Genomic DNA, 25,655 nt, shown 5'->3' on the forward strand with positions numbered 1-25,655 from the left:
CTTGGGCGCGCCCTTCTGGGGGGCGTCGGTGCCCTGGGCGGGCGCCGAGGGGCCGCCGTCTTAACGCAGGAGCCTTCGGCGCCTGAGCCTGAGGCTCCTGGGCCTGCGGCTCCTGGGCGGCGGGCTTCTGCTCGGCCGGGCCGGGAGCAGGCTTCTGCCCCGGCTTGGGACCGGGCCTGACTGCACCGGGCTTGACCGAGCTGGGGGTCGGCGCAGAACCTGCGCCGGGCTTCGGGGCAGGCTTCGATGAGGCGCCTGCCGGGGACCCGTCCTTCGACGCGGGGGCGCCGGAGCCCTTGGAGGACTCCTTCTTGGCGCCGTCCTTCTTCGCGCCGGGGAACGCCGCACGGAGCTTCTTGGCCACCGGGGGTTCCACCGTGGATGACGGGGACTTCACAAATTCGCCCATCTCCTGCAACTTGGCAAGAGCATCTTTGGACGTGATGCCGAGCTCCTTGGCGAGCTCGTGTACGCGGGCCTTGGCCACATTACTCCTTGTCTGGCCCGCACAGTGCCCCGCCGAGATCAGCGGGGCTGATGTCAGCGGTTCACCGGACGGAGCCGTCGAACGTTCTGAGATTCATGACGGAGTCACTCAGGGATGTCTTCACTGGGCACTCATCCGTCGGTGCTCATCGGGTGTCCATCTCTTTCCAACCCGCTTTCATCTGGTGTGTGCTGGGACATCGTCAGCTTCGGCGTCTCGACCGCGCGGCGGCCTCGACGTCGTCGAAGCTGAGGGACTCGACGCTGACAGGTCGGCGGAACGCCCTCGAGAAGGCCTTCCGCCGCACTGCTGTGTCGAAGCATTCCTGCTCCGGATGGATCCACGCCCCGCGGCCGGGCATCCGACCTGCGGCGTCGACCACCACGCGTCCAGGCTGTGAAGCCTCACGGCGCCGACCGGGCGACCGGTCGACATCGGGCTCCGCGGCCTCGGGCGCCAGCGCGAGTCTCACGACGTCTCCCTGCTCGACCCGTCGGCGACAGCCGACGCAGGTGCGGACAGGGACCATGACAGTCTACCCCCTCAAGGTGGTCACTGGAGAATCATCCTGCGACACGTCCCCCACGGGCGGCGCCGGTCACCGTCATGGCGGCGGTCCACCGGTGGGTCAGGGGACGCGGCGACTCCTCAGTCGTGATGGGTCAGGGGGCGTCCGGCGCAGCAGGGGCCGCCGGCGTGTTGGGGGCGGCGTCGGAGGCGATGTCGATCCGCCAGCCGGTCAGCTTCGCGGCCAGGCGGGCGTTCTGCCCCTCCTTGCCGATGGCCAGCGACAGCTGAGAGTCCGGGACGATCACGCGGGCGGAGCGGGCGTTCTCGTCCAGGATCGTCACGGAGGTGACCTTCGACGGCGACAGCGCGTGGGCGATGAACTCCGCCGGGTCGTCGCTGTGATCGATGATGTCGATCTTCTCCTCGTTGAGCTCCGTGGTCACCGCCCGGACCCGCGAGCCCATCGACCCGATGCAGGCGCCCTTGGCGTTGATGCCGGGCTGCGTGCTGCGCACTGCGATCTTGGTGCGGTGGCCGGCTTCCCGAGCGATCGCCGTGATCTCCACTGTGCCGTCGGCGATCTCCGGCACCTCATGCTCGAAGAGCTTCTTCACCAGGCCCGGGTGCGAGCGGGACAGCGTGATCGAGGGCCCTTTGAGCCCCCGGTGGACGTCGACCACGAAGGCACGAAGACGCGAACCGTGCGAGTAGACCTCGCCGGGCACGTGCTCCTGCGGGGGCAGCACCGCCTCGACCGAGCCCAGGTCCACCTGCACCATATGGGGGTTCCGCCCCTGCTGGACGATGCCGGAGATCAGCTCGCCCTCGCGGCCCTTGAACTCGCCGAGGACCTGATCGTCCTCGGCGTCCCGGATGCGCTGCATGATGACCTGGCGGGCTGTGGAGGCGGCGATGCGGCCGAAGTTCTTGGGGGTGTCGTCGAACTCGCCCAGGACAGTGCCGTCCTCGTCGAACTCCTTGGCCCAGACGGTCACATGACCGGTGGACTGATCGATCTCGGCCCGGGCGTGCTTCAGGGCGCCCGGAGACTTGTGGTATGCCAGCACGAGTGCCTGCTCGATGGCCGGTATCAGCTTCTCGAGGGGAATGTCACGCTCTTTGACGAGCATGCGCAGGGCGCTCATATCGATATCCACTTGTTCCTCCAGTTCGCCCGGACATCTCTGGCCCGGTCCGATCGTTCTGTGCTCCGTCGCTGGTCATCCGACCGGGGGTTCGGTCGGCTCATCGCTCGGTATGGTCACTCCGTGTGGGAAAACTCTACCTGCACCCGGGCGCGGCTGATGGCATCGAAGGGAAGCTCCACCGGCTCGCTGTACTTCACCGGCATCCCCTTCTTCGGCGCCGGCCGCTGCTCGGCGACCACCACGCCGTCGTCGGTGACCTCCTGAAGACGGGCCAGCATGTCCGGCTGTCCCTCCCGCTCCAGCTCCAGCAGCCGGCCGATGTTGCGGGCGAAATGCCGCGGCTCGGTCAGCGGACGGGTAGCCCCGGGCGTGGAGACCTCCAGCTCGTAGGAGGTGAGGTCCTCCAGCGCCTCCGCCTCGTCCAGCGCCGCGGAGATCGCCTCGGAGACGGCGGCCACGGAGTCCAGGTCGACCTGCTCGGTCCCGGTGGCGTAGTCGACGACCACCCGTACCGTGGCGATGGCCCCGTCGACCAGCTCCACTTCCTCCAGGAGCAGGCCCTGCGCAGCGACGATCGGCTCGATCACGGGGAGCAGCTCCGCGGCGCGGGGGTCGCGGGCCTTCTCCCCCTCACGGGGTCGGCGAGGGGCGGCCATGGTGTCTACCTCCGACATCGGGTGCTGGTGCGCCTCGATTGTATCGGCCCAGGACGGCGCCTTCTGCCACGCTCCCCCGGCTGCGCCAGGGGCATGATCTCGCCCCTCCATGATTCCTCCGCCTCTGCTAGATGACAGGGGCGTACCCATCAGGTGGGGGCAGACAGACATCAGAGAGTCTCAGCCTTCTGGTACTCCGACCTCCCGCAGCAACCTTCCGAGCGATGTCGGATGGGACGCCTCCGGCCAGCACCAGCGGACCACTCCCAGGCCGAGTGCCCGCAGCTGGTCCTCCCGCACCTTCTCCTCGAACACCGCCTGCGCCACATCGACGCCGCTGAGCTCCCTCGCCCTGGTGTACTTCATCTTCCCGTCGAACTCGCCCACGAGTCCGAGCTCGGGCCACCAGAAGTCGACGCGCGCGCGGCTGCCGTCCGGCAGGTCGAACACCTTCTGCAACTCCGGCAGGAGCAGGCCTGCCTCGACCATTCGTGCACGGGACAGCGACTCCCCCGGTGACTCCGCCGCCGGATCAGACACCTCCCACGCAAGGGTCCACCGCTGCGTGGCCATCCGTGACGTGAGGAGATGCTCCCACTGTCCGAGACTGTCCTGGGAGAGCTCGGTGGGACGTCGATGGCGGCCAGCTCGGAGCGCATCGAGCACGACGACGGCCTCATCGAACCTGAGTCTCGGAAGCGTGTCCATCACTGCGGCCTCCAGCAGCTCCACGCGGAGCACCTGGCCGAGCCCTGGAGGGCCACCGAGCACCTCGACATCCAGGGACGGTTCTGGGGTCAAGACGCGTCGTGTGCTGACTCCGTTCAGATCATGGGCCGTGAGCCGCTGCCCCTCGGGACCGCGTTCCCGCGACAGCATCTCCCGGACGACGGCGTCCGATGCCGTACCGGTCATCGGAGCGGGGCGTCGCCGCCCCACCTGCTGCCGTCGCGCCGTCCGGACGTGGACGACCCGGGGAGTGCGGAGCAGTGGGAGGCCGTGCAGCGCCAATGCGGTCTCTCGGCAGAACACGCTGTCGGGGCGCCAGAGCGCATGGGCCGCGGCGGCCATCAGGTGACGATCCCAGGGGTACGCCTGGAACCACTGAGATGCGGGGACGTACACGCTCCGCCGCAGCCGCAGCATCTCGCCTCGACGGACAGCCTGGCTCAGGGAGCTCGTCGTATGGCTTCCGTCCACATGGAGTCGTGAACGGATGAGCCGCATCGGATCCGCAGGGGTCGTCGTCATGATGTCCATGCCATGACTCTCCGGGACGGGGAACCCTCCGCGCGATCCCCGACCGGCATCTGTGGAGAACATCGGGACGGCCTGCCGTCCTGTGGTGGACCCAGACCGGGACGGAGGATGGAGCGCAGGACCATCGGGACACGGAGGACCGGCCGACCGACACGAACTTCCCCGACAAGATTCAGATGCCTCGCGAAGATTCGAGGGGATACGACATCTTGTGGGGGCGAGACGGGGCCGCCGAAGGGACGCGGACGCCTCAGCCGAACCAGGTGACGATGAGGTCCCAGCTCAGGTTCGCTACCAGCGCGAAGACCACGACCAGGAACACCACACGCACGAACCGCGACCCCTTGGCGATCGCCATCCGCGCGCCGGTGTATCCGCCGAGCATGTTCGCCACGCCCAGCAGCAGTCCGATCGCGATCAGCGCGTGGCCGGCGGGTCCGAAGTACAGCAGCGCGCCGAGGTTCGTGGCCGCGTTGACGATCTTGGCGTGCGCCGAGGCGTTGAGGAAGCTGTACCCGAGCACGGTGACCAACCCGATGATCAGGAACGTGCCCGTCCCCGGGCCCAGCACACCGTCATAGAAGCCCACCAGCAGGCCGATCAGCACCGCCCGGGAGACGTGCCCGAGCCCCACATGGCGCAGCTTCTCCAGCTGGCCCACGTTCGGCTTGGCCGCCGTGAAGATGCCCACGGCCAACAGCGCCAGCACGATCAGCGGCAGGATCACCGCCTCCGGAAGCCACGCGGCCACCATCGCCCCGCCGAAGCTCGCGCACAGGGCCGCGAGCGCCGTCGGCCCGGCCGTGGTCAGGCTGGGTTTCACGCGGCGGATATAAGTGATCGCCGAGGTGGTGGTGCCGAAGATCGACCCCAGCTTGTTGGTGGCCAGCGCCTGCACCGGGGTGATGCCCGGCACCGTGAGCAGCACGGGCAGCTGCAGCAGCCCACCGCCGCCGACGACGGCGTCCACCCACCCGGCGGCGAAGCCCACCACCACCAGCAGCAGGATCGTCAGCGGCGAGATCTCGGCGAATGAACCGAGAACGACCTCCACGTGCGCCGGCCGTCAGCGCAGCGAGGAGACACGCTCGACGACGGCCGTGACGGCGTCGTCGACCGGCACCTGCTCGGCCTGTCCGGAGCGGCGGTCCTTCAGCTCGATCGTCCCCTCGGCCAGGCCGCGGCCGACCACCACGATGGTGGGCACACCGACCAGCTCGGCGTCGGAGAACTTCACACCCGGCGAGACCTTGGGCCGGTCGTCGAACATCACGGACACACCCTGGGCCTCCAGCGAGGCCACCAGGGTCTCGGCGGCCTCAGCGATGGCCGGATCCTTGCCGGTGGCCACCACATGAACGTCGGCCGGAGCCACGGAGCCGGGCCACACCAGGCCCCGCTCGTCGTTGTTGGCCTCGGCGATCGCGGCCAGCACACGGGTGACGCCGAAGCCGTAGGAGCCCATGGTGACCGTGGAGAGCTTGCCGTTGACGTCCAGGACCTGCAGCCCCAGAGCCTCGGCGTAGCGCTTCCCCAGGTGGAAGATGTGCCCCAGCTCGATGCCGCGGCGGGTGCGCAGCGGCCCGGAGCCGTCCGGAGCGGGGTCACCCTCCTGGACCACCACAGACTCGATGACGCCGTCCCAGGTGAAGTCCCGCCCGGCGACGAGACCGAAGACGTGCTGGTCCCGGTGGTTCGCTCCGGTGATCCATCTGGTGCCCGGCACCACGCGCGGGTCCACCAGGTACGGGATGCCGCTGGCGGCCTCCTCTCCGAGCACCTGCTTCTCCAGCTCCAGGCCGGGCCCGATGTACCCGCGGACCAGCAGGGGGTGGGCCTCCAGGTCCTCCGCGGTGGCCGCCTCCACGGTGACCTCGCCGGCCGCACCGAGATGCTCGCCGACGGTGGCCTCCACGCGCTTGAGGTCCACATCGCGGTCACCGGGCACGGCGATCACCGCCACGCGCCTCTCCCCGTCGGGCATGACGAGGCGATGACCACGTTCTTCAGCGTGTCCGCCGCCGTCCACGGCCGGTCGGCGCGCGGGTGGTCGGCGTTCGCCGCAGCCACCAGCGTCTCGATCGTGTCGGTGCCCGGCGTGTGGTGCACCTCGGCCGGGGGCAGGCCGTCGACGGAGATCTCCTGCGGGGGCACCGTGGTGACGGCCTCCACGTTGGCGCGGTAGCCGCCGTCGGACTCCACGAAGGTGTCTTCGCCGATCTCACAGGGGAAGAGGAACTCCTCGCTGGCGGAGCCGCCCATGGCCCCGGAGACGGCGTCCACCGGGACCACGTCCAGCCCCAGGCGCTCGAAGATCCGCAGGTAGGCGGCCCGGTGCGCGTCATAGGCTGCTCGCTGGTCCTCCTCCTCGAGGCAGAAGGAGTAGGAGTCCTTCATGATGAACTCGCGGCCACGCAGCAGCCCGGCCCGAGGGCGGGCCTCATCCCGGTACTTGGTCTGGATCTGGTACAGCGAGACCGGCAGGTCCTTGTAGGAGGTGTAGAGGTCCTTCACCAGCAGGGTGAAGATCTCCTCATGGGTGGGGGCCAGCAGGTAGTCCGCGTCCTTGCGGTCCTGCAGCCGAAAGATGTTGTCCCCGTAGTCCTCCCAGCGACCGGTGGCCTCATAGGGCTCCTTGGGCAGCAGTGCGGGCAGGTGGATCTCCTGGGCCCCGATCCGGTCCATCTCCTCCCGGACGATGGCCTCCAGCTTGCGCAGCACCATGATCCCCAGCGGCAGCCACGAGTAGACCCCGGGCGCGGCACGGCGGATGTAGCCGGCGCGCACCAGCAGCCGGTGGCTGGCCACCTCGGCGTCCGCGGGGTTGTCGCGCAGAGTGCGGAGGAACAGATTCGACAGTCTCAGGGGCACGGTGAACTCAATTCCAGATCGTCGGGACTGCTGCCGAGAGGGAAGTCTACTAGGGCCCACCGTCGGTCCTGACCGTCAGGAGTCCTGGTCAGCGGAGTCCTCGTCAGCATCGGCGTCGGCACCCTCATCCGAGTCCTCGCCGTCGGAGTCCTCCTCACCCTCGCCGTCGTCGCCGTCGCCCTCGTCGTCGCCGTCGGTGTCCTCCTCATCCTCCTCCAGCGACAGGTCGTCGCCGGTCAGCTCCGAGAGCACCGCGGCCGCCTGCTCCTGCAGATCCTCCACCAGGTCCTCGACGTCGTCGTCCTCCGGTTCCTCGTTCGGGGCTTCGGCCACGAGGACGATCTGCGAACCCTGGCGCAGCGCGACTGCGACCAGGTGGGTGCTCTCGTCTCCGACCGTCATCTCCTGGGTCAGTCCCAACCCGGCGTCTGCGGCGGTGCCCACCGAGAGGAGCTCCAGCCCCACCTCCGTGGAGGGGGACTCGTCGCCCCCGACGTCACGGGTGACGGTGTAGGACTCGCACAGCTGTAGGCCGTCCTCCTCGCCCGCCAGGTAGGCATCGGCGGAGCGCCAGTCCGTGAACGAGTACACGGTGGCCTCCCGCGCGCCGTCTGCCCCGTCGCTGTCAGAGTCACCGTCCGTGTCGCCGTCGGAGTCGCCTGACCCACCGTCGGCCTGCTGGATCGCATGGGCCATCAGCGCGCCGTCGGGCAGCGGGCTGGCAGACTCCACCACATACTGCTTGCACTCCTGAGGGTTCACCCGGAGCCGCTGCAGCTCCGTCTCCAGGTCACGCAGACCCGGCAACACGTCATCGGTGTCCGTGATGCTCGCCCCGGTGAACTCGCTCTCGAGCGCCTCCCGCATCTCCTCATGGGAGAGCTGACTGCCCTCGGGCTCCGGCGCGCTCAGCTGCTGGGCACCACCCGGGTCCCCGATGGCCCCTCCCCCGCCGCCGGAGTCCCGGACGGCGACGTCGTCAGCGCACCCGGTCAGCGCCAGCGCCACACCCACGGCCAGGACCGGGACGACACGACGGCGGCGGCCGGGGGCTGACTGGGACATCTCGAAGGCTCCTCGCAGGGACGGCGGACGGCTCGGCAGAACGCGGCGGGGCCCGATCGGCCCTCGCTCGCAGGACTCCGTGTCCAGTATGGGCCCCGCCGCTGGGCGCCACCTGACCCGACGCGCGGACGGGCCGCGTGTCAGCCGAAGCTCACACGCGGCCCGTCGTCGCCCGCTCCCTCAGGCGGTGGCGACGTCCAGCTGCACCACCGCCCAGGACAGCGGCGGCAGCGTCGCCCGCAGCGCGCCGTCCTCCAGTCCCACCTCACGCAGGGGGGTCAGCCCGACGGCGTTCTGGTCGTTCAGCACATTGGCGGCCTTGCGGTCACGGCCCTCCGGGATGCTCAGCACCTCGGCTGAGACCACCGCCGTGGCATCCAGCCCGTGCAGGTCCAGCGTGAGGTCGTTGGTCTCCTCCAGCGAGCGGTTGGCCACGAACAGCGAGAGCTTGCCGGGGGTCTCGTCCCAGGTGGCGGCGGCGTCGACGACGTCGACGTCACCGAACCTCGCCGTGGAGACCTGGTCGGCGTCCACCGCCAGGCGCAGGATCTGTCCACGAGCCATCGCGGCGATCCGGGCGAAGGGCCAGAAGATCGACTGCCGCCAGGCCGGGCCGTCCTGCTCGGCCAGGATCGGGGCGATCACGTTGACCAGCTGCGCCTGGTTGGCGATGCGCACCCGGTCACCGTGGCGCAGCAGCGAGTGCATCAGGGTGCCGACCACCACGGCGTCGGTGACGTTGTAGGAGTCCTCGATCAGCCGCGGGTGCTGCTGCCAGTCCTTCGCTACGTTGTGCGGCTGGTCCTCGGTGTCCAGGCCCCGCTGGTACCAGACGTTCCACTCGTCGAAGGAGATGTCGACCTGCTTGCTGTGCTTGCCGGCGGCCTTGACGGCGTCGATGGTGGAGACCACGCCGTCGATGAAGGCGTCCATGTCCACGGCCTCGGCCAGGAAGGACGCGGCGTCGCCGTCGTGCTCCTGGTAGTAGGCGTGCATGGAGATGTAGTCGACCTCCTCGTAGGCGTGGGAGAGCACCGTGTGCTCCCAGGACCCGAAGGTGGGCATCCCCCGGTTCGAGGAGCCGACGGCGACCAGCTCCAGCGTGGGGTCCACCAGCTTCATGGCTTTGGCGGTCTCCTGGGCCAGCCGGCCGTACTCGTCGGCCGTCTTGTGGCCGATCTGCCAGGGGCCGTCGAGCTCGTTGCCCAGGCACCACAGCTTGATGTCGAAGGGGTCCTGCGTGGTGCCGGTGGCCGCGCCGTTCTTCCGGCGCAGGTCCGACCAGTATGTGCCGCCGGGGTGGTTGGCGTACTCCACCAGGGCGCGGGCCTCCTCCACCCCGCGGGTGCCGAGGTTGACCGCCTCCATGACCTCGACACCGGCCTCCCGGGCCCAGTCGACGAACTCGTGCAGTCCGAAAGCGTTGGTCTCGATGGTGTGCCAGGCGCCGTCGATGCGCACCGGTCGATCCTCCACCGGGCCGACGCCGTCCTCCCACAGGTAGCCGGAGACGAAGTTCCCGCCGGGGTAGCGGACCACGGTGGGGCCCAGCTCCTTGACCAGGGCCATGACGTCCTGGCGGAAGCCGCGCTGGTCAGCCTGCGGGTGGCCGGGTTCGTAGATGCCGGTGTACACGCACCGACCCATGTGCTCCACAAAGGATCCGAAGAGCCGGTGGGGGACATCCGCGACGGTGAAGGCGCGGTCGACGGTCAGATGGGCCTTGGACATGAGTCTCCTGTTCTTAAAGGGTGAGGGGATGTCTGGAGAGAGCTGGGCGCCCCGGCGGCACCGCCGTACGACGGCGCCGCCGGGGTGGGGAGGTCACTTCCCGCCGAAGCCGGTGGTGGCCACACCCTGGACGATCTGGCGCTGGAAGAAGAGGAACACCACGATCAGCGGCAGCGCGGCCAGCACGGCCTGGGCCATCACCTGGGCATAGGCGACGCCGTAGGCGCTGATCACGGTCTGCAGTCCGACCGGCAGCGTCATCAGCAGCGTGTCGTTGATGATGATGAACGGCCACAGGAAGTTGTTCCAGGCTTGGATGAAGACGAAGATCGACACCGCGCCGAGGATCGGCTTGGACAGCGGCAGCACCACCGACCAGAAGACCCGCAGCCGTCCGGCGCCGTCCACCCGGGCGGCGTCCTCCAGCTCGATGGGCACTGCGTCGAAGAACTTCTTCAGGATGAACACGATCGGCGCCATGACCACCTGCGGCAGGATCAGACCCCAGTAGGTGTCGACCATGTTGAACGCCAGCATCTGGTAGTACAGCGGGATGATCAGCACCTGCGGCGGCACGATGATCGACGCGATGACGGCGAAGAACACGGTGGCCCGGCCGCGGAACTGCATCCGGGAGAACGCGTAGGCGGCCAGCGCGGAGATCGCCACGGTGAGGAAGGTGATCACCGCCGAGGTCCAGAAGCTGTTCCACGCCCAGATGTAGACGTTGCCCTCGGAGAGGACCGTGTCGAAGGCCGCGAAGGAGATGCCCTCCGAGCCGATGAGCGTCAGCCGACCGGAGGCGGCGTCGGTCTCGGTCTTCAACGAGGTGGCCACGGCCCACACGAAGGGCAGGAGCCAGACCAGAGCCATCACGGTCAGGGCGATGAAGGCCAGGATGCGGGCCGGTGTGAAGGGCCCCTCCCCCGGCTTGTAGCTGCGCTTGACGCTCCCGATCTGCGGGAGTGCTGCCGTGGTGGTCATCGCTGCCCCTTCCTGCGGTTGAGGATGCCCATCTGGATCACGCCGACCACGACGATCAGGGCGAAGAACACGTACGAGATGGACGCGGCATAGCCGAAGCGGTAGCCGACGAAGCCGGCCTCGAAGATGTACTGCACGATGGGCCGCGAGGTGTCCGAGGAGATCCCGCCGAGCATCTGGTAGGCCTGGTCGAAGAGCTTCAGCGAGGCCAGGATCTGCAGGATGAAGATCACCCCGGTCACGGGCAGCAGCTGCGGAATCGTGATCGACCACAGCTGGCGCCAGCGGCCGGCGCCGTCCACCGCCGCGGCCTCGTACTGGCTCTCCGGGATGTTCTGCAGTGCGGCCAGGTAGAGCAGGAAGTTGAAGCCGACCGTCCACCACACGGTGGCGATGGTGATGGAGATCAGGTCCAGGTGCGGGGTCTGCAGCCAGGCCAGCGGCTCCAGTCCGACGGCGGAGAGCACCGCGTTGGCCGCGCCGATCTCCGGGTTGAAGATCCACGCCCAGATCTGTGAGATCACGGTGGAGGCCAGCAGGAACGGCATGAAGAAGGAGAGTCGCCACAGCCACTGCCCCGGCAGGCCGGTGTTGACCAGCAGGGCCATGACCATCGCGAAAAGCACCAGGGGCACAGTGGAGATGATCGTGAACCACACGGTGTTGCGGATCGCGCCCCACATCGTGGAGTCGGCGAAGGCCTCGGCATAGTTGTCCAGGCCCACGAAGTTCCCGCCCGAACCGGCCAGCGACTGGTCGGTGAAGCTCAGCCAGGCGCCGTGGAGCATCGGCCAGACGACGAACATCAGGAACGCGATCATGAAGGGGGCCAGAAAGGCCCAGGCCACCAGGCGCTCCTTCCGGCGCGCGGCCCGTTCGCCGACCTGGGCGATGCCGGTGCCGGGCGGTGCCTTCTCGTCGAGGCGGTCGGTCTTCTCGGTGGTGGTCATTCGGATGTCGCTCATACCTGCTCAGCCCCCTCCGGGTCCACGGGGTTGGGATTGGACAGGATCGAGTTCACGTAGGAACGGAACTGGTCCAGGGCGTCCTCGAAGCCGTCTCCGGCGGTCATCGCGCGCTGGAACATCTGCCCCAGCTCGTTGACGAAGTTCGACCCGGATCCGGTGAACCAGGCGGTGGGGTCGTAGACGATGTGGTCGGCGGCGTCCGCGTAGTTGGCCTGCGGCAGCAGCTCCTGATACTCCGGGCTGTCCACCACGGCAGATAGGCGGCGATATGGCCGGCGGTCGCCCAGTTCACGGAGTCTTTGAGCAGCTGGGCGACGAACTCGTAGGTATGCTCGCGAGCCTGAGGGTCCGGGCTGAGCTGGTGCGGCAGCACGAAGGCATGCGAGTCCGCGTAGGTGATGGGCTCGCCGAAGATCGGCGGAATCATGTCCATGTCCACCGGGATGCCGGCGTTCTGCATCGTGGGCAGCTCCCAGACGCCGCTGAAGAACAGCCCGGTGCTGCCGGAGGAGAACTCCGCGACGGCGGAGTCGTAGTTGCCGCGGCTGGAGGCGATGGTCCCGTCGACCAAACGGCTCATGTACTCCAGGGAGCTGAGGAAGGCGTCATCGTCGATGACGGCTTCGCCTCCGTCGGGGAACTCCATGGTGACCCCGTGCTGGGCGTAGAAGGTGTAGAAGAGTCGCCAGATCTGCGGAGCGTCACCCAGGAATCCGTAGGACAGCGCGTTGCCGCCGGTCACTCCTCCGATCTCCTCACACAGGGAGATGAACTCGTCCGGGGACTGCGGGACGCTCAGGCGTCCGTCGCCTTCGAGGACGCCTGCCTCCTGGCAGATGTCGCGGTTGAACATCATCAGGAACGGATGGGCATCGAGCGGCACGCTGTAGAGCTCGCCGCCCACGAGGCTGTTCTCCCACATGGGGCCCGTGAAGGTGGACTCGTCGACGCCGAGCTCGGCGAGCTGTCCCTCGTCCCACGGGTCCAGGAGGCCGCCCGGCACATAGCCGGGCACCCGCGTGGAGTGCATGATGGCGACCTCCGGGGCCCGGCCGCCCGCGCCGGCCATGGCCAGCTTCGTGTAGTACGGGGTGCCCCAGGCCAGCACGGTGGGGCGGACGAAGAAGTCGTCCTGGGAGTCATTGATGCCGTCCAGCAGCTCGGCCATGGTGATGCCGTCGCCGCCGCTGAGCAGATGCCAGAACTGCAGGGTGGTCCGGTCAGCGGGCCCGACGTTGGGCGCGCATCCGGCCAGCGCGGCAGCTCCTGCGCCGGCGAGCGCGCCGCCGAGGAGCTGCCTCCTGCTGAGGATGGGTCGTCTCATAGATGCTCATTCCTTGGTCGGGACCATGGGGTCCGCAGGTGCGCCCCCATCATCTTTACATCGATGTAATTTTGCCTCGGAGAACCCAGCCCCTTCCTTCCACGCTCGGCCGAGCGTGATCGAAGACAGGAATTCCATCGATGGAACTACGCCTCAGAGAATCTCCCTGTGGCGCACATCACGATGGGCACCATGCTACTGGAGACCTGACGCCCGTCAAGGCGAGCCCGTCGGGACATACCCCGCGGGGGTGCCCTGGGTGGACTCGCGGAGCACCAGCCGGTGCGGGATCACCACCGCCTGAGAGGGGCCATCGTCGCGCCGCCCCACCCGTTCCTCGAACCGCGCTGAGAGCAGGTCCAGGGCGGCACTGACGTAGTCGGTCCGGGTGAAGGCCACGGTGGTCAGCGGCGGCAGGGTGAAGGCCGCATGCTCCACGTCGTCGAAGCCGGTGACCAGCACGTCCTCGGGCATACGGAGCCCCGCCCGGTGCAAGGCGTGCAGCGCACCGAAGGCCAACGTGTCGGTGAAGGCGACGACGGCGTCGAAGGGCACCTGCCGGGCCAGCAGCTCCTCCACAGCTGCCGCGGCCCCGCCGATGGTCCACTGCTCCACGTCCACCTGCAGCTGGGGGTCCGCCTCCAGGCCGGCATCGCGCAGAGCGTCCAGGTATCCCAGCAGGCGCAGACCGGCGGTGGCCTTGCCGTCCTGCCCGCGCACCGCGCCGCCCAGCGCAGCGATGCGACGCGCCCCGCGGGACAGCACATGCTCGGTGATCTCCCGGGAGGCAACGCGGCTGTCCACGTACACCCGGTCGGCGCGATGCTGCTCCACCTCGCCGATGAGCACCACGGGCGGCAGATGGTCCACCCGTTCGATCACCGAATCCTCCAGACGGACCGGGTTGAGGATGAGCCCGTCGATCAGGTGGGTGCGGGCACGGGAGACCAGGTCATGCTCCCGCTCGGGCTCTGCCGCGGTCTCCTCGAACTGCACGGCCAGACCCCGCTCATGGGCCTGCTCCACGATCGTGTGGGCGAGGTCGGCGGAGAAGGCCGTGGCGAGATCCGGAAGCGCCACCCCGATGATGCCGGTGCGCCCGTTGCGCAGCCCGCGGGCGCTCAGGTTCGGGACGAAGTCCAGCTCATCCATGGCCGCCTGCACCCGCTCCCGGGTCCCCTCCCGGACGGCCACCGCGCCAGTGAGCACGTTGGAGACGGTCTTCGGGGAGACTCCGGCGAGCTGGGCGACGTCCTTCATGGTGGCGCGCGTTCGAGGGTGAGGCATGGCTCCAGCCTACGCATCACCACCCGGGCGCGGATCGACCCGGGCCGTGTCGAGGAGACCGGCCTGTCAGAACAGGACCGTGGCGAAAGTGCCCACCTGGCGGAACCCGACGCGCAGATACGCTCGAAGGGCCGCGGTGTTGTAGCTGTTGACGTACAGGCTCACCGTCGGCGCCAGGGTGAGGGCATGGGAGACGACGGCGGCCATGCCGGTGGCCGCCAGGCCGCGCCCCCGGTGGTCCGGCCGCACCCAGACCCCCTGGATCTGCACGACGTCGTCGGTGACCGCCCCGTACTCAGCCTTGAAGATGACCTCTCCGGTGGCAGGATCCGTGAACACCTGCGAATGCCCTGCCAGGATCAGGGCGCGGATCCGCTCGCGGTACTGGGCCGAGCCCTGAGCATAGGGAGAGAAGCCCAGTTCCTCGGTGAACATGGCCGCACAGGCGGGCTCCACCTGGGGATAGTCCTCCACGGTGGCGGTCCGCACCCCGGGCAGGGGCTCCACCGTCGAGGACTGGGTGATCGTCAGCAGCGGCTGGTCGGCACGGACGTCGCGAGGACTGAGCCACCCGACGGCGTCATAGAGCTCCAGCACGGCCTCGGCGGGGCCATAGATGGATGAGACCCGGCGCCGCATGGCCCCCACCGCCAGGCCGAACAGCTCCGCCTGGGCGAGGTCGGCGCCGACCGGATTGATGTTGGACCCCACCCAGCAGGCGGCCGCGAGCTCCTTCCGGGTGACGGTGCCCCCGACGGCCGGACCCTCCTGTCCGGGCGGCCGCGTCGTCTCCGGGGGCGCGTCGATGCCCAGGAAGACCGCACCGTTGCGCCCCTTCCCCGGCCCGGCGCCGCCGCGGGCGGCGAGCGTGGTGATCACCGAGACGTTGGAGACGGGATCCGCCGCCATGAGTCGGCGCAACGCCGGGGTGTCCCCGGCGTCGAGCACACGGACGACCCCGCCGGTGGCCCGGTGGATCCGGCCGGCGAGGGTGTTAGCTGACGGAGACCACAGGGGCACCCGTTGCCTGAGCATCTCCATCGGTGTCCAGATCCATCTCTTCAGCGAGGCGGTTGGCCTCTGCGATCAGCGTCTCGACGATCTGGTCCTCCGGCACGGTCTTGATGACCTCACCCTTGACGAAGATCTGTCCCTTGCCGTTGCCGGAGGCCACACCGAGGTCGGCGTCGCGCGCCTCCCCCGGCCCGTTGACCACGCAGCCCATGACGGCCACGCGCAGCGGGACCTCCATGCCCTCCAACCCTGCGGTGACCTCGTCCGCCAACGTGTAGACGTCCACCTGCGCGCGTCCGCAGGACGGGCAGGAGACGATCTCCAGCTTCCGGGGCCTCAGGTTCAGCGACTCCAGGATCTGGCTGCCCACCTTGACCTCCTCGGCCGGCGGAGCGGACAGCGAGACACGGATGGTGTCACCGATGCCCTTGGCCAGCAGGGCGCCGAAGGCCGTCGCCGACTTGATGGTGCCCTGGAAGGCCGGCCCGGCCTCCGTCACGCCCAGATGCAGCGGCCAGTCGCCACGCTCGGCGAGCATCTCGTAGGCCTGGACCATGATCACCGGGTCGTGGTGCTTCACGGAGATCTTGAAGTCGTGGAAGTCATGCTCCTCGAACAGCGAGGCCTCCCAGACCGCCGACTCCACCAGCGCTTCAGGGGTGGCCTTTCCGTACTTGTCCATGAGCCGCTTGTCCAGGGACCCGGCGTTGACGCCGATGCGCAACGAGGTGCCGTGGTCCTTGGCCGCCTTGGCGATCTCGCCGACCTTGTCGTCGAACTTCCGGATGTTGCCGGGGTTCACGCGGACCGCACCGCAGCCGGCCTCGATCGCGGCGAACACGTACTTGGGCTGGAAATGGATGTCCGCGATCACCGGGATCTGCGACTTCATCGCGATGATCGGCAGCGCCTCGGCGTCCTTGTCCGTGGGGCAGGCCACACGCACGATGTCGCAGCCCGAGGCGGTCAGCTCGGCGATCTGCTGCAGGGTGGCGTTGATGTCGTGCGTCTTGGTGGTGGTCATCGACTGCACGGAGATCTGATGATCACTGCCGACGCCGACGCTGCCGACCTGGAAGTTCCGCGTCTTCCGGCGCGGAGCCAGGACGGGCGGAGGGGCGGACGGCATGCCGAGGTTGATGGCGGTCACGGACTCTCCTGGGGTGTTGACTGTGCTCGCGGGGAGGTTGTCCCGGCTGCTCCCATGGTACGCCGCCGAGCTGACGAGCTCCCATTCCTGGCCGCAGGGGTGGCCAGGCTCACCGTGTTCGGGTCGAGCCCGACCGCCCCTTCACGCTGACCGCCCCTGCACGCTGACCGGCACGGCTGCCCTGCCCGTTCGCCTACTGGTTCGAGAAGGCGGCGTCGAAAGAGGCCTCAGGACGCTTCCACAGCAGCGAGCGGATCCGCCCCACCGCCTCGGCGGCACCGTGGAGGCGGTCCATGCCGGCGTCCTCCCACTCGATGGAGATCGGTCCGGAGTAGCCGATGTGCTCCAGCGCGCGGAAGGCGTCCTCCCAGGGGACGTCCCCGTGGCCGGTGGAGACGAAGTCCCAGCGCCGGCGCGGGTCACCCCACGGCAGATGGGAGCCCAGGATGCCGTTGCGGCCGTTGGGCGGACGCAGGCGGGTGTCCTTGCAGTCGACGTGGTAGATGCGGTCAGCGAAGTCGGTGATGAACCCGACGGCGTCGATCCCCTGCCAGAACATGTGGGAGGGGTCCCAGTTCAGGCCGAACGCCTCCCGGTGGCCGATCGCCTCCAGCGCTCGGACGGTGGTCCAGTGGTCATAGGCGATCTCGGAGGGGTGCACCTCCAGAGCAAACTTCACCCCCTGCTCATCGAAGACGTCCATGATCGGGTTCCAGCGGTCGGCGAAGTCCTGGTAGCCGGCGTCGATCACCTCGGCCGGCACGGGTGGGAACATCGCCACGTACTGCCAGATCTTCGAGCCCGTGAACCCGACGACGACGTCCGCGCCGAGTTTGCGGGCCACCCGCGCCGAACGCTTCATGTCCTCCGCGGCGCGCTGACGCACGCCTTCAGGGTCGCCGTCGCCCCAGACATAGTCACGCAGGATCGCCTGGTGACGGAAGTCGATGGGGTCGTCGCAGACGGCCTGGCCGCCCAGATGGTGGGAGATCGCCCAAACCTTGAGCCCGTGACGCTCCAGGACCTCCAGGCGCGAGGCCACGTAGTCGTCGTCCTCGTCGGCGCGTTTCAGGTCCAAGTGGTCGCCGCTGGCGGCGATCTCCAGGCCGTCATAGCCCCATTCGGCGGCGCGGGCCGCCAGCTCCTCGAACGGCATGTCGGCCCACTGTCCGGTGAACAGGGTGACGGGATGGGAGGCGTGTTCTGTGGTCATGTCTCTCCTTCTCAGATCCAGGGATCGGGGATTCGATGCGGTCGCTCCGGCGGAGGTCGCTGTGATCACAGGGCAGTGACCGCCTCGCTGACCGGTTCGCCGACCGGTGCGACGTCCACCCAGGCGCCCGACTCCGCGGAGGCCAGCACAGCGTCGATGATCCGGTTGGCCCGGGCACCGTCGGCGAAGGTCGGCAGCCCCGGGAGATGTTCCCCGCCGATGCGGGCGTAGGTGTCCCTCGCGAAGGCCGTGAAGGCGTCCAGGTAGCCCATCGGGTGGCCCGAGGGCACCACGGAGAGCCGCGAGGCGTCCTGACCCATCGTCGCCGGGTCGCGAGAGATCGTCACCGAGCCGTCGGTGCGGCCCAGCCACAGCTCGTCCGGGTGCTCCTGGTCGAAGAACACGCTGCCGTCAGCGCCGGCGAGCTCCAGGGTGAGCTGGTTCTTCCGCCCGGCGTTGACCTGGGAGACCATCAGGCTTCCCAGGGCCCCTCCTGAGAGCTCCACGGTCAGGGCGGCGGCATCCTCGGTGACCACCTCGACGCCGCCCCGGCGGGGGTGGGCGATCGCGGTGGCCGCGCTGAGCCGGACGATCCGCTCTCCGGAGACGAACTCCAGCAGATCCACCAGGTGGGACCCGATGTCCCCGAAGGCCCGCGAGCGCCCCGCGACCTGCGGGTCCACCCGCCAGTTCGACTCGCCGGCGTCCAGCAGCCAGTCCTGAAGATAGGCCCCCCGGACGGTCAGCAGTCGACCGACCCGACCCGACGCCGTCTCCTCCCGGGCCTGCCGGGCCATCGGGTGGAACCGGTAGACGAACGGCACCGAGGCGACCACACCGGCTTCTTCGGCCAGCGAGGCCAGGGCGGCGGCCTCCTCGGCATCGACGGCCAACGGCTTCTCGCAGACCACGTGCCGTCCCGCCTGGAGGGCAGCCCGGACATGCTCGGCGTGGAGGGCGTTCGGCGAGCACACGTGGACGACGTCGCTGCGGGAGATCAGCTCCTCCACACCGGCGACGGGCTCCACCCCCAGCGGCGCGGCCGCCGCCGCGCTGCGCTCCGGCGACGAAGAGGTCAGTCCCACGACCTCGGCGCCGGCCGCGCGGGCGGCGGCGGTGTGGGTACGGGCCATGAACCCGCCCCCGATGATGCCGACTTTCAGGTTCTGCATGGATGTCTCTTCCTTCTGTGGACCACGTCTGTGTCTGTCGTCCGGGCTGCTCAGCCCGGGATGCCGTCGTCGGGGACGGACCTCACTTCACGGCCCCGGCCGAGAGTCCGGTGACCAAGTGCCGCTGGACCAGCATGAAGCCGAGCAGCACGGGCAGGGAGACCACCACGGAGGCGGCCATCAGCTGGTTCCAGAACACGTCGGTCTGGGAGGCGTAGGCCCGCAGCCCGATGGCCAGGGTGCGGGTGTCCGCGTTGGTCATCACCGAGGCGAAGAGCACCTCGCCCCAGGCGGTGATGAAGCAGTACACCGAGACGGCGATAATCCCGGGCCGTGCGACCGGAAGCACCACTCGGATGAGCGCCCCCATGCGTCCGGTGCCGTCGATCATGGCCGCTTCCTCCAGATCCTTCGGGATGGAGGCGAAGAACCCGCTGAGCATCCAGATCGCGAACGGCAGCGAGAACGTCATATAGGTCAGGATCAGCCCCAGATGTGTGCCGTTGAGCTGGATCCCCACGGTGCGCTGGATCTGCGTGAAGATCAGGAACAGCGGCAGCAGGAACAGGATGCCCGGGAACATCTGGGTGGAGAGCACCATCATGGAGAAGGTGCGCGCCCCCTTGAACGGGAATCGGGACAGCGCGTAGGCGGCCAGGACCGCCAGCACCACGGAGCAGATCGTCGCGGTCACCACCACGATCAGGCTGTTGACGAAGTAGTGTGCCAGCGGAACGGTCGACCAGATGTCCAGGTAAGGCTGCAGGGTGACGGTGGTGGGCCACCAGCTGAACATCCCTCGCACATCCTCCAGCGGCTTCACGCTGGTCACCACGACCACATAGAGCGGCAGCACGACGATGGCGGTGAGGAAGGTCAGCCCCACGGCACGCAGGATCTTGAATCCCCGGGTCTCAATCATGGAGTGCCTTCCCCTTCGGCATGACCAGCTTGATGTAGAACGCCGAGGCGATCACCAGGCCACCAGCAGCAGCACGCTCATCGCACCGCCGACGCCGAAGTTCCAGTAGTTGAACGACTGTTCGTAGATCAGCGGCGAGATCAGGGTCGCCTCCGGCGGTGAGGCCGGACCGAACAGCACATAGGGGATGTTGAACTGGTTGAAGATCCACAGCGAGAGGATCAGCAGCATGACCACATTGGCCTGCCGGATCATCGGCAGGGTGATGGAGGTGAACTGCTTCCACAGGCTCGCCCCGTCCATGGCGGCGGCCTCATAGACCTCGTCCGGGATGTTCTGCAGAGCGGCCAGCAGCATCAGGAACGCGAAGGGCCAGAACTGCCAGACGGTGACGATGACGGTCACCCAGAACGCGTTGCCGCCCAACAGCCAGAACGGTCCGGAGTCCAGGATCCCCAGGTCATGGACCAGGATCCGGTTGATGACGCCGTCGCGCTGGTTGAACATGAACGCCCAGGCGATGGCCCCGACGTACTGCGGCAGCGCATAGGGGGTCAGGAACAGGGTGCGCAGGAAGCCTCGACCCTTGACCTTGGAGGTCAGCAGCACGGCGGCAAACATCCCCAGGGCCCAGGCCGCGCCGACGCTGATCACCGTGTAGACGACCGTGCGCAGCAGCGCGGCGTAGAACTGGCTGCCGATCGGACCCTCCGGGTCCAGACCGGTGACGAAATTCTCCAGGCCGACGAACGGCGCCTGCAGCCAGTTGCCGATGGTGAACTGGTTCAGCCCCAGGAAGGCGATGTAGACGCCCAGCACCATCGGGATGATGTGGATCAGCATCTCCATGACGCTGGCCGGGGCGATCAGTCCGTACGGGAACAGCCGCGACCGGCGGCTGGCACCGGCAGTCTGCACCACCTGACTGGCGACGGCGGCCTGGGCACGACGCTGGTTCCTCTCACCGGGCGAGGGGCGCGTCGTCGATGCCTCCCGCCCTGCCCCGGCGACGCCCTGGTCAGGCTCCGGCGGGTCCTTCAACTTCGGTTCGACCGGCATGCTCAGCCTCCGTCACATCTGCGATTCGGCGGTGGTCAGAGCGTCGCGCACGTCGTCCTCGGTCACCTCGCGGCCCTGGGCGACGTCGGCGAGCAGGTCCCGCATCGCCGTGCCGACCACCGTCTCCATCTGGCTCTCGGACGGATAGAGCGGCATCGGCTGGGCGTGGTCCTGCAGGATCTGCTGCTTGAGCTGGATCTCGTCGGACTGGAACGCCTCGTCCTCATAGAGGTCGTTGACCACCGGCAGCCCGGTGAACTCCTGGTTCAGGTAGGTCTGCTCCTCGTCGCTGGTCATGTGGGCGACGAACGCGACGGCGGCATCGATGTTGTCGGAGTTCTCAAAGACACTCATGTTGATGCCCGCCACGTGAGACTGAGTGGCCTCCAGGCCGGTGGCGTCGGCGTCGAGCATCGGCATCGGGGCCGCCTGGTAGTCCTCGAAGCCGCGGTTGTCGAACACGTTGCCGGGCGCTTGGTCGAAGACCATCGCGGCCTGTCCGCTGGCGACCTGCTCCACGGACTCGGCGCCGTTGACCAGCTCCGCATCCGAGGGCGAGACCACGCCGTCTGCGCCCATCAGCTGAATCCACTCGTTGACCCCGGCGACCACGGCGTCATTGGTGAAGTCCGGCTCGCCGTCGTCATCGTAGAGCTCACCGCCGTGCTGCAGGCCCCTGATGAAGGCGGCATGCGAGTTGTTGGAGATGCTGGCCCCGGCCATGGTGAAGCCCCACTGATCGATGCTGCCGTCGTCATTGGTGTCCTGAGTCAGCTCCTGGGCGACCTCGACGAACTCCTCCCAGGTCGCCGGAGGCCCGTCGATGCCGTTCTCCTCGAAGATCTCCGTGTTGTAGTACAGCGAGTAGCTCAGCGCGTACAGCGGCACGGAGGTGGGCGCCTGGCCCTCGGCGCCGCCGGTGGCCCAGCTGGACGGGATGAAGCGCTCCTCACCGCCGATCGCCTCCAGCGCCTCACCCTCCCACTCGAGGAACGCCCCGGTGGCCTGCAGCGAGGTGGCCCAGGTGTTGCCGATGTTGAGCACATCCGGGGCGTCGCCGGAGGACACGGCGGTCAGGATGCGGTTCTGCAGGTCGTTCCACGGAATGACCTCCAGCTCCACCTCCACGCCCGTCTCGTCGGTGAACCGTTCGATGGTCTCGGAGAGTACCTCTTCGTCCTGGGTCACCGACTCGCCCTGGTTGGAGGCCCAGTAGGTGATGCTGCCGGAGAGGTTCTCCGTGTCCACCTCCTCAGCGGGGCTGGAGCCGCAGGCGGCCAGGGAGCCGACAGCGAGCACAGCCAGCGGCAGGGTGGTCATACGGCGGAGAGTCCGGCGCCGGAGCGCGGAACGACCGGTGAGTGCCATGACAGGGTCCTTTCATCAGAGGTGAGAGTGGTGACGAGCGATGGTGAGGGCCCTTGCTTCAGGGGCCCGGGAGAGCTCAGAGAGACGGCTGGGTGGGGTCCCAGTCGGCGTCGAGAGGGGCGGAGGACTCCACGGTGCTGGTGACCTCCACGAACTGACCGGACTCCACGGATTCGGCGATGGAGACCATCGCGTCCAGCACGTGGAAGGCCAGGTCGCCGGGGACGCGTTCCCGGCGACCGGCGCGGATGGACTGGGCCAGCTCCACCACCCCGGTGCCGCGGGTATGGAAGGAACCTTCGGCCGGGATCACCTGAGGCTCCTCACCGCCGGTGTGCAGCGTGGTCTCGCCGTCGAACATGTTGGGGTCGGGGAACACCGCGGTCCCTTCGCTGCCGGCGATCTCCACGAAGCCCGCCCGGGGCAGCTTCGAGTCGAAACTGAAGACCGACTGGGCGCTGGCCCCGGACTCGAACTCGATCAGGGCGCTCACGTGGGTGGGGACCTCCACCGGGAACTCCGTGCCGGCCTTCGGGCCGGAGCCGATGACCCGGGTGGCACGGGCTTGGGACCCGGTGGCGGCGACCCGCCGGATGGGCCCGAACACCTGGACCAGAGTGGTGAGGTAGTAGGGGCCGATGTCGAACAGCGGGCCGGCCCCGCGGGCGAAGAGGAACTCCGGGCTGGGGTGCCAGGACTCGGGACCGGGCACCTGGAAGAGGGTCAGCGCGGTCAGCGGTGTGCCGATGGAGCCGTCGCGCACGCTCCGCAGCGCGGTCTGCAGACCCGCCCCCAGGAACGTGTCCGGCGCGACGTCGAACCCGCACCCCGGCCTGCTCCGCGGCCTCCTTCAGCCGGCGTCCGGACTCCCGGTCCAGCGCATAGGGCTTCTCCCCCCAGACGTGCTTGCCCGCGGCCACAGCCTGAAGGGCCACCTCCACGTGCACCGCCGGGATGGTCAGATTCACCACGATCTCGATGTCGTCACGCGCCAACAGCTCCTCATAGCTGCCGGAGTGCGGCACGCCCCAGGCCTCAGCCTGCTCGGCGGCCCGCTGCGTGTCGATGTCGGCGATGAACCTCACCTGCAGGTCGGCGAAGGCGGTGAGGTTCTTCAGGTATTCGTTGCTGATCACGCCGGCGCCGACGACGCCGACGCCCACACGGCCGTCGGCCGGGGAGGTCTGGTCGGTCGCCGCGGAGGCGGCAGTGGTCGTGCTCGGGGCCATGGGGGTCTCCTGGTGTCTTCTCATGGGGTGGTTCATCCTGCTCCGGTGGGTCAGGCGCTGCGGGGTGCCCGCCAGGTGGGCGTGGCTGGCGACGATGGCGTCGAAGATCTCCCCGGCGAAGTCGTCCAGCTCGACCACCGGCAGGGCCTGCGGGGCGGCAGCGAGGATCTCGGCGATGGGCATGCTGCCGGAGCCGACGGCCACCTGATCGGTGTTCTCCTTCGTCTTCGGCCCGTCCTTCACATGGATGGCCACGACGCGCTCCCCCAGACGGCGGAGCAGGTCCGGAGCGGACTCTCCGCCGACCTCGGCCCAGTAGGTGTCCACCTCGAGGTCGACGGCATCCCCTGCCGCCTCCGCGAAGACCTCGAGGGCGGGGACGCCGGCGATCCGGTTCTCCAGCTCGAAGGCGTGGTTGTGATACCCCACGCGCAGGCCCTGGTCGGCGGCGCGGGCCGAGGCCTCGCGCAGCTCGCGCGCCACCCCCTCGACACCGTCTCGGCTGCTCCAGCGGGCGGGGTCGATCATCGGATCGACGACGGTGCCGACGCCGAGCCGACGGGCGGCGGAGAAGACCGCATCCAGGTCTGCCCCCGCGAGCTTGACGTGGGCGGTGGGCGCCGAGAGCCCCAACCGGGCCATGGGCTCGGCAAGCTGATCGGCGAAGTCCACGAGACCGAAGGGCTCCACCTGGGTGAACCCGATGCCGGCCAGACGCTCCAGAGTCTCCCCGGCGTCGGCGGTCAGGTGGTCTCGTACCGTGTAGAGCTGGATGGACAGAGAGTTCACGATGATGGTGCTCCTTCGGGAGGGTGGACGGATGATGCGGGCGGCGCTGGTCGAATGCTGATGAGAGCGATCTCTCCCAGCTGTGAGGCGGGTCACTCTGCGTTCTCTGCACACAGTAGACGCACTTCTGTCGATCGTCAACAGAACTGTGACTCGGATCTTCAGAGGCGCCGCAGAATTCGATGGAAGTGTGCTTGACTGGTCCCATGCACGTGGCCAGAAGCATCAACGCCCTCGGCGGAACAGGAGCCTCCGACGTCTTCCAGCTCCTGCGTGACGGCGTGCCCAAGAGCCGCACCGAGCTGGCCGCGCTCACAGGGATGGCCCGCTCCACCGTCAACGACCGGCTCTCCGCCCTGACGGAGCTCGGGCTGATCGGCCCGGCCGCCGACGGCGTCTCCACCGGAGGCCGTCCCCCGCGGAGAGTCGCCCTGCTGCCGGACGCTCGTCTGGCGCTGGCCGTGGACCTCGGCGCCAGCCATGTGCGTCTGGCGGTGGTGAACCTGCTCAATGCCCAGCTGAGCGCCCATGAGGAATCTCTGGACATCGCCGCCGGCCCGGAACCGGTGCTGGCCCGGGTCATGGAGCTCGCCGACGAGCTGCTCGCCGGGCTCGGACGGGACCGCCAGGACATCATGGCCGTCGGCATCGGCCTGCCCGGTCCGGTGCACTTCGACTCCGGGCGCCCCTCCCGCCCCCCGATCATGCCCGGCTGGGACGGCTTCGACGTGCCCGGCTGGTTCCACCAGCACGTCCGCGTCCCGGTGCTGGTGGACAACGACGTCAACATCATGGCGCTCGGCGAGCACAGTCGGCTCTCCCGCCCGGTGGAACACTTCCTGTTCGTCAAAGTCGCCACCGGGATCGGCGCCGGGATCATCTCCGGGGGCCGCCTGCAGCGCGGCGCCCAGGGCATCGCCGGCGACATCGGGCATGTGCGGGTCCGCTCCGGCGACGGCGTCTTCTGCCACTGCGGCAACGAAGGCTGCCTGGAAGCGGTCGCCTCCGGCTCACGACTGGCCGAGCAGCTGCGCCGCGCGCACCGGGACATCTCCGGCGGCCGGGACGTCGTGCGGCTCGTGGACGCCGGCGACCTGGACGCCATCCGGCCGCGGTGCGTCAGGCGGGCCGCGACCTCGGCGAGGTGCTGGCCGCCAGCATCAGCTTCCTCAACCCGGAGGTCATCGCCGTCGGAGGTCGCATGGCGGGCGCCGGTGAGCACCTGCTGGCAGGGGTGCGCGAAGTCGTCTACCAGCGAGCCATGCGCTGGCCACCCAACGCCTGGACATCCACACCGCCGCCCAGACGCGCGACGCCGGCCTGCTCGGCGCCAGCCTGCTGGCGCTGCACCACGCGCTCTCCCCCGCCGGCATCGACGCGCTGGCCGACGCCTCCTCCGCCTGAGCCGTCGCCGCGCCTCCGCGGAGCCGGGCCAGTCCCGTCCGGGT

Annotated in this window: 20 protein-coding genes and 4 pseudogenes; 1 reads left to right on the top strand and 23 read right to left on the bottom strand. The window is 68.8% G+C overall.

The annotated features are described in order from the left end of the window. The 23 genes and pseudogenes from BCY76_RS07680 to BCY76_RS07785 all read right to left on the bottom strand — a co-directional run. Window positions 1-487, bottom strand: a 487-nt coding sequence (locus BCY76_RS07680; protein WP_170922627.1) for a translation initiation factor IF-2 N-terminal domain-containing protein, incomplete at its 3' end; no start/stop codon positions are given. Between the two features lie 202 nt (window positions 488-689). Continuing rightward, window positions 690-959, bottom strand: a complete 270-nt coding sequence (locus BCY76_RS07685; protein WP_237090035.1) for a YlxR family protein — start codon at window positions 957-959, stop codon at window positions 690-692. 190 nt (window positions 960-1,149) lie between these two features. Beyond that, entirely contained in the window at window positions 1,150-2,154 is a 1,005-nt protein-coding gene (gene nusA, locus BCY76_RS07690; protein WP_070160088.1) for a transcription termination factor NusA, read from the bottom strand. A gap of 104 nt (window positions 2,155-2,258) precedes the next feature. Beyond that, on the bottom strand, window positions 2,259-2,819 hold the full coding sequence (gene rimP, locus BCY76_RS07695) for a ribosome maturation factor RimP (protein ID WP_070160087.1): 561 nt from the start codon (window positions 2,817-2,819) through the stop codon (window positions 2,259-2,261). Between the two features lie 162 nt (window positions 2,820-2,981). Then, window positions 2,982-4,052, bottom strand: coding sequence for a hypothetical protein (locus tag BCY76_RS07700; protein ID WP_139827677.1), 1,071 nt, complete (start codon window positions 4,050-4,052; stop codon window positions 2,982-2,984). 259 nt (window positions 4,053-4,311) lie between these two features. After that, entirely contained in the window at window positions 4,312-5,115 is an 804-nt protein-coding gene (locus tag BCY76_RS07705; RefSeq protein ID WP_085437476.1) for a TSUP family transporter, read from the bottom strand. A 12-nt stretch (window positions 5,116-5,127) separates the two neighbouring features. Then, window positions 5,128-6,932: pseudogene (locus BCY76_RS07710) on the bottom strand (proline--tRNA ligase). 75 nt (window positions 6,933-7,007) lie between these two features. Beyond that, window positions 7,008-7,997, bottom strand: a complete 990-nt coding sequence (locus BCY76_RS07715; protein ID WP_085437478.1) for a hypothetical protein — start codon at window positions 7,995-7,997, stop codon at window positions 7,008-7,010. A 180-nt stretch (window positions 7,998-8,177) separates the two neighbouring features. Next, window positions 8,178-9,728, bottom strand: a complete 1,551-nt coding sequence (gene arfA, locus BCY76_RS07720; RefSeq protein WP_070160081.1) for an arabinosylfuranosidase ArfA — start codon at window positions 9,726-9,728, stop codon at window positions 8,178-8,180. Window positions 9,729-9,821: 93 nt separating this feature from the next. Beyond that, the gene (locus BCY76_RS07725) at window positions 9,822-10,712 is read right to left on the bottom strand and encodes a carbohydrate ABC transporter permease (protein ID WP_070160079.1); all 891 of its coding nucleotides are present in this window, start codon (window positions 10,710-10,712) and stop codon (window positions 9,822-9,824) included. Then, entirely contained in the window at window positions 10,709-11,677 is a 969-nt protein-coding gene (locus BCY76_RS07730) for a carbohydrate ABC transporter permease (protein WP_237090036.1), read from the bottom strand. The genes BCY76_RS07725 and BCY76_RS07730 overlap by 4 nt, the downstream gene beginning before the upstream one ends. Beyond that, window positions 11,674-11,799: a hypothetical protein gene (locus BCY76_RS19890; protein WP_272896828.1), complete on the bottom strand. Its 126-nt coding sequence runs from the start codon at window positions 11,797-11,799 to the stop codon at window positions 11,674-11,676. Before BCY76_RS19890 ends, BCY76_RS07730 begins: the two co-directional genes overlap by 4 nt. Beyond that, window positions 11,781-13,004 (bottom strand): extracellular solute-binding protein, encoded by a 1,224-nt coding sequence (locus BCY76_RS07735; RefSeq protein ID WP_237090037.1) that lies wholly within the window; start codon window positions 13,002-13,004, stop codon window positions 11,781-11,783. Before BCY76_RS07735 ends, BCY76_RS19890 begins: the two co-directional genes overlap by 19 nt. Window positions 13,005-13,220: 216 nt before the next feature. Then, complete coding sequence (locus tag BCY76_RS07740) at window positions 13,221-14,291, bottom strand: LacI family DNA-binding transcriptional regulator (protein WP_070160077.1); 1,071 nt, start codon at window positions 14,289-14,291, stop codon at window positions 13,221-13,223. Window positions 14,292-14,357: 66 nt separating this feature from the next. Next, window positions 14,358-15,311 (bottom strand): GNAT family N-acetyltransferase, encoded by a 954-nt coding sequence (locus tag BCY76_RS07745; RefSeq protein WP_070160075.1) that lies wholly within the window; start codon window positions 15,309-15,311, stop codon window positions 14,358-14,360. Further along, window positions 15,286-16,455, bottom strand: coding sequence for a flavodoxin-dependent (E)-4-hydroxy-3-methylbut-2-enyl-diphosphate synthase (gene ispG, locus BCY76_RS07750; protein WP_070160073.1), 1,170 nt, complete (start codon window positions 16,453-16,455; stop codon window positions 15,286-15,288). The genes BCY76_RS07745 and ispG overlap by 26 nt, the downstream gene beginning before the upstream one ends. A 193-nt stretch (window positions 16,456-16,648) precedes the next feature. Then, entirely contained in the window at window positions 16,649-17,668 is a 1,020-nt protein-coding gene (locus tag BCY76_RS07755) for a sugar phosphate isomerase/epimerase family protein (protein WP_070160071.1), read from the bottom strand. A 65-nt stretch (window positions 17,669-17,733) separates the two neighbouring features. Continuing rightward, complete coding sequence (locus BCY76_RS07760) at window positions 17,734-18,894, bottom strand: Gfo/Idh/MocA family protein (RefSeq protein WP_272896829.1); 1,161 nt, start codon at window positions 18,892-18,894, stop codon at window positions 17,734-17,736. A 28-nt stretch (window positions 18,895-18,922) separates the two neighbouring features. Further along, the gene (locus BCY76_RS07765; protein WP_070160069.1) at window positions 18,923-19,762 is read right to left on the bottom strand and encodes a carbohydrate ABC transporter permease; all 840 of its coding nucleotides are present in this window, start codon (window positions 19,760-19,762) and stop codon (window positions 18,923-18,925) included. A 51-nt stretch (window positions 19,763-19,813) separates the two neighbouring features. Then, window positions 19,814-20,821 (bottom strand): carbohydrate ABC transporter permease, encoded by a 1,008-nt coding sequence (locus tag BCY76_RS07770; RefSeq protein ID WP_201791097.1) that lies wholly within the window; start codon window positions 20,819-20,821, stop codon window positions 19,814-19,816. Between the two features lie 12 nt (window positions 20,822-20,833). After that, window positions 20,834-22,189, bottom strand: coding sequence for an ABC transporter substrate-binding protein (locus tag BCY76_RS07775; protein ID WP_201791098.1), 1,356 nt, complete (start codon window positions 22,187-22,189; stop codon window positions 20,834-20,836). Window positions 22,190-22,265: 76 nt separating this feature from the next. Then, window positions 22,266-23,418 (bottom strand): annotated as a pseudogene (locus tag BCY76_RS07780) (Gfo/Idh/MocA family protein). Window positions 23,419-23,586: 168 nt separating this feature from the next. Continuing rightward, window positions 23,587-24,060 (bottom strand): annotated as a pseudogene (locus tag BCY76_RS07785) (sugar phosphate isomerase/epimerase family protein); the annotation flags it as partial. Between the two features lie 353 nt (window positions 24,061-24,413). Between BCY76_RS07785 and BCY76_RS07790 the strand changes: the two are divergent. Then, window positions 24,414-25,611 (top strand): annotated as a pseudogene (locus BCY76_RS07790) (ROK family protein). The last annotated feature ends 44 nt before the right edge of the window (window positions 25,612-25,655 follow it).

The organism is Nesterenkonia sp. PF2B19 (assembly GCF_001758425.2).
Lineage (GTDB): Bacteria > Actinomycetota > Actinomycetes > Actinomycetales > Micrococcaceae > Nesterenkonia > Nesterenkonia aethiopica.

What these genes read in the sequence shown, in the direction of transcription:
- BCY76_RS07765 (WP_070160069.1), bottom strand. Translation starts at nt 19,762, where the DNA reads ATGATTGAGACCCGGGGATTCAAGATCCTGCGTGCCGTGGGGCTGACC.
- BCY76_RS07740 (WP_070160077.1), bottom strand. Translation starts at nt 14,291, where the DNA reads ATGCCTCACCCTCGAACGCGCGCCACCATGAAGGACGTCGCCCAGCTC.
- BCY76_RS07770 (WP_201791097.1), bottom strand. Translation starts at nt 20,821, where the DNA reads ATGCCGGTCGAACCGAAGTTGAAGGACCCGCCGGAGCCTGACCAGGGC.
- BCY76_RS07700 (WP_139827677.1), bottom strand. Translation starts at nt 4,052, where the DNA reads ATGACGACGACCCCTGCGGATCCGATGCGGCTCATCCGTTCACGACTC.
- BCY76_RS07775 (WP_201791098.1), bottom strand. Translation starts at nt 22,189, where the DNA reads ATGGCACTCACCGGTCGTTCCGCGCTCCGGCGCCGGACTCTCCGCCGT.
- arfA (WP_070160081.1), bottom strand. Translation starts at nt 9,728, where the DNA reads ATGTCCAAGGCCCATCTGACCGTCGACCGCGCCTTCACCGTCGCGGAT.
- rimP (WP_070160087.1), bottom strand. Translation starts at nt 2,819, where the DNA reads ATGTCGGAGGTAGACACCATGGCCGCCCCTCGCCGACCCCGTGAGGGG.
- BCY76_RS07725 (WP_070160079.1), bottom strand. Translation starts at nt 10,712, where the DNA reads ATGACCACCACGGCAGCACTCCCGCAGATCGGGAGCGTCAAGCGCAGC.
- BCY76_RS07730 (WP_237090036.1), bottom strand. Translation starts at nt 11,677, where the DNA reads ATGAGCGACATCCGAATGACCACCACCGAGAAGACCGACCGCCTCGAC.
- BCY76_RS07715 (WP_085437478.1), bottom strand. Translation starts at nt 7,997, where the DNA reads ATGTCCCAGTCAGCCCCCGGCCGCCGCCGTCGTGTCGTCCCGGTCCTG.
- BCY76_RS07755 (WP_070160071.1), bottom strand. Translation starts at nt 17,668, where the DNA reads ATGACCACAGAACACGCCTCCCATCCCGTCACCCTGTTCACCGGACAG.
- BCY76_RS07735 (WP_237090037.1), bottom strand. Translation starts at nt 13,004, where the DNA reads ATGAGACGACCCATCCTCAGCAGGAGGCAGCTCCTCGGCGGCGCGCTC.
- BCY76_RS19890 (WP_272896828.1), bottom strand. Translation starts at nt 11,799, where the DNA reads ATGTTCCAGCGCGCGATGACCGCCGGAGACGGCTTCGAGGACGCCCTG.